Annotated in this window: 3 protein-coding genes; 2 read left to right on the top strand and 1 reads right to left on the bottom strand. The window is 32.2% G+C overall.

Annotated elements, in window-relative coordinates:
- Positions 1–38: 38 nt before the first annotated feature.
- Positions 39–1,499: a C69 family dipeptidase gene (locus tag QVO42_RS03645; protein WP_022424819.1), complete on the bottom strand. Its 1,461-nt coding sequence runs from the start codon at positions 1,497–1,499 to the stop codon at positions 39–41.
- Positions 1,500–1,613: 114 nt separating this feature from the next.
- Between QVO42_RS03645 and QVO42_RS03640 the strand changes: the two genes are divergently transcribed.
- Together QVO42_RS03640 and QVO42_RS03635 are read left to right on the top strand one after the other, a co-directional pair.
- Positions 1,614–2,066 (top strand): RNA polymerase sigma factor, encoded by a 453-nt coding sequence (locus QVO42_RS03640; protein WP_022424818.1) that lies wholly within the window; start codon positions 1,614–1,616, stop codon positions 2,064–2,066.
- A complete protein-coding gene (locus QVO42_RS03635) occupies positions 2,059–3,174 on the top strand; it encodes a hypothetical protein (protein WP_022424817.1) in 1,116 nt (371 codons plus the stop codon). The genes QVO42_RS03640 and QVO42_RS03635 overlap by 8 nt, the downstream gene beginning before the upstream one ends.
- Positions 3,175–3,230 lie beyond the last annotated feature (56 nt).

The raw sequence follows: 3,230 nt of genomic DNA, 5'->3' as shown, positions 1-3,230 counted from the left end.
ATTCTTAACTTAATGACATTGAGCCGAGGCTTCTTTTCTTATGCATCAGAACGGGCAAATTTGTTCTTCATGGTAAAACTTAATTCATCTAAGACAAGATGTAATGTTTTTGAAGTTTCCTTCTTCAACATATCAGCTGCTTTTTGATTGGCTTCATGTCTTAATTCTGTTTTTCTTGCTTCATCTGTTTCTTTTTCAATTAGTTCATCATATGTATGAATAATATGATGTGAATGAGATTGTACCACTCTTTGATAACGTTCAATATGGATGGCTGACTGTTTATCACATGCATCAGCCATAGCACCTATAAGTCTATTGGCCCAATAGAAGTTATCAGTAGATACTTCAGCAGTTGTATTACTGTAATATTCAGGTACAGTATCAATATGAATATATAATGGAACAAGTGTATTAAATACATTTGAACCAAATGTAAACCATTCAATAGGTTCCTGTCCCTGTCTTACCTGTAATACAGATAAGAAGTCGTTTCTATTGATTCCTACAGGACGTAATGCACCTTTATTAGATAAATCTCCACGCGTAATATATGGATCATAAGGCGTATTCTGGAAATGCGTTGATAATGCATATTTTACATCTTCAACAGTAATCTTTCTTTCAGGTACCATAGTCCAAGGAATATCATCAGAAAATGGTGTAAAATCTGCATTTTCTCCATCCCATTTATAAGTATGTGGATTTAAATAACGTCTAATAAACCAATCACGTGGTGTGTTATAGACATGATCTGAATCATCATGTGAACCAAATGCATAACGTGCATTAAATGAATCATCTAGATTTAAACATAAATGATTCTTTTCAATAAATACCTTTAAATCATCACTACATAAATGATTTTCTTTAGTAGTAAAAGCATCCTTTAAATCAAATGTATCAATACCTAACTGGTTAGGCATTACAACATAAGCATCATCAGGTACTCTTCTTGCAATCCAGTGATGGCCACCAATAGTTTCTAACCACCAGATTTCATCATGATCAGAGAAGGCAATTCCGTTCATTTCATATGTTCCATACTTTTCTAGTAGTGAACCAAGTCTTAATACACCTTCTCTTGCACTATGAATATAAGGTAATACAAGATAGACAATATCTTCTTCACCAATACCACCTGGTGTATTTGTTTCTTCATCATATTCTACAAGTGGATCAGCCCCTATTACACGAGGATTAGAAGTGATTGTTTCTGTCGCTGTCATTGCGACTTCTGCTTCATTAATTCCACTTGCTGCCCAGATACCTTCACCTTTTAAGGCATTTGGCATCGCAGTATATCTCATTGGATTATCAGGTAATTGAATCTTTAAATGAGATAATACTGTTTCATAAACTCTATTTTGTTGTTCTGGATGAATCACTGCAAGTTTCTTTGGTGTAAATCTTGTAGATTGTGAATCATCATTTCTTGCGATTAAGGTAGAACCATCATAAGATGCGTTCTTACCTACTAGTAATGTTGTACATGGCATACATTCTCTCCTCCTTGTAGACTTTATTATAGACCTTAAAGTAAAATATTTCAGCACATATGTGCAACCAAATGGAGGGAATCATCGTATTAATAGTGAAGGGAGGGAAATATCATGACAATAGAAGATGTAATTGATACCTATGGGGATATGGTGACTCGCATTTGTATCATGAATTTGAGAAATAGTGATGATGCGAAAGACTGTTTTCAAGAAGTTTTCATTAAACTCTATAAGCATGGCATGATAGAAGACTATGATTATCTAAAACACTGGCTGATTCGTGTCACAATCAATACATGTAAGGATTATCGTCGTGTTTTCTATAAGAAGACAATTAATATAGAAGATGTGCTTATTCAAGATGAGAAGAAGGATTATGTATTACTTCCTGTGATATTAGATATGCCAACGCGTTATAAGAATGTACTTTTTCTATATTACTATGAAGGATATAAAACAGATGAAATTTCAGAAATATTAAAGATGAATATCAATACAGTGAAATCAAGATTAAAAAGAGGAAGGGAGATACTAAAGAAGAAAGTGGGTGAGGATGATGAATAAATGGAAGGAACTTGATGATATTCATACGCCAGAAGATTGGAAGAAGATCACATATACACAAAAGAAAAAACATTATTCATTTTCTATGGTTTTAACAGCTGTTATTGTATGTATTTCTTTAATAACTGTCAGTGCATTTCATTCTGATATGTCAGAATGGTTGACAAATCACTTTTCTAAAGAGGATATTCATTCTGTTGAGAATGTGGCTTTTAAGGATATTAAATGGGGTGAGGCTCCTTTTGGATATACATATACTAAGGATGATAAAATAAAAAATATCTACCTTATGCATCATAATCAAATCAAACTACAAAAACCACGTACATATAAGGGTGTTTATAAGAAACCATTCTCTTTTAAATATGTGCGTTACCACCATGATATTTTCATGTATGATTTTTCAGGTTATGTTGAGTATGGTATCAATCGTATATTCAATAATACTGTCTATTTATGTACAAAAAAGAATGATATCATTGCCTTGAATATGAAGACAGGAAACATTGAAGCAATAACCACTGATCATCGCTCTGTAAATCCATACCTATCACCTCATGGACGTCATCTACTTATTAATAAGCAGGATGAGTATTGGACAATCTATGATACAGTCAATAAGACAGAAAAGATTGTACCTGATATGTGTGGGTATGCTTTATCAAATGAACATTCATTTTATGGTGATGATTATATTATTACTTATGGTGATGATTATACGATTGTGATTGATTGTGCAACGCAGAAGGTGATTGAAAAATGGAATGGTATTACTGAATTTGCGTCTGCGTTTGAATTGGTAGATAATACAATCATTAATCATGTTACTAGAAAGAGTTGTGAAATAAAGGAAGAAAATTATCGTATAAAAATTGCAAGTTCTACAAGTCAATATCTTCTTATTACAAATGAAAATGAAGATTCTTTCTATGATAAGCATGTCAATTATTATCTCTATGATATTCAAAAGAATAGCTATGTTCCATTATCTTTACCATTTAAAAATGGTGTTGATATTTCACTCTATGAATATGAAGGAGAAAACAAATTGATCATCTATGATGATAAACAAAGCTATTTAATCAATCTTCAATCATTGTTCCAATAGAAAAGCGGGGGAGTTTTAATTAAACTGAGTAACTAAATAGACTTGGGGTTTACTCA

Origin of the sequence: Catenibacterium sp. CAG:290 (assembly GCF_000437715.1) — a bacterium.
Classification (GTDB): Bacteria; Bacillota_I; Bacilli_A; order Erysipelotrichales; family Coprobacillaceae; genus Catenibacterium; species Catenibacterium mitsuoka_A.
Note: the sequence above shows the minus strand (reverse complement) of the source record. Positions and strands in the feature narration are given on the sequence as shown.

Bases quoted from the DNA above. Each gene is read 5' to 3' on its own strand.
- QVO42_RS03645 (WP_022424819.1), bottom strand. From the start codon at position 1,499: ATGCCATGTACAACATTACTAGTAGGTAAGAACGCATCTTATGATGGT.
- QVO42_RS03640 (WP_022424818.1), top strand. From the start codon at position 1,614: ATGACAATAGAAGATGTAATTGATACCTATGGGGATATGGTGACTCGC.
- QVO42_RS03635 (WP_022424817.1), top strand. From the start codon at position 2,059: ATGAATAAATGGAAGGAACTTGATGATATTCATACGCCAGAAGATTGG.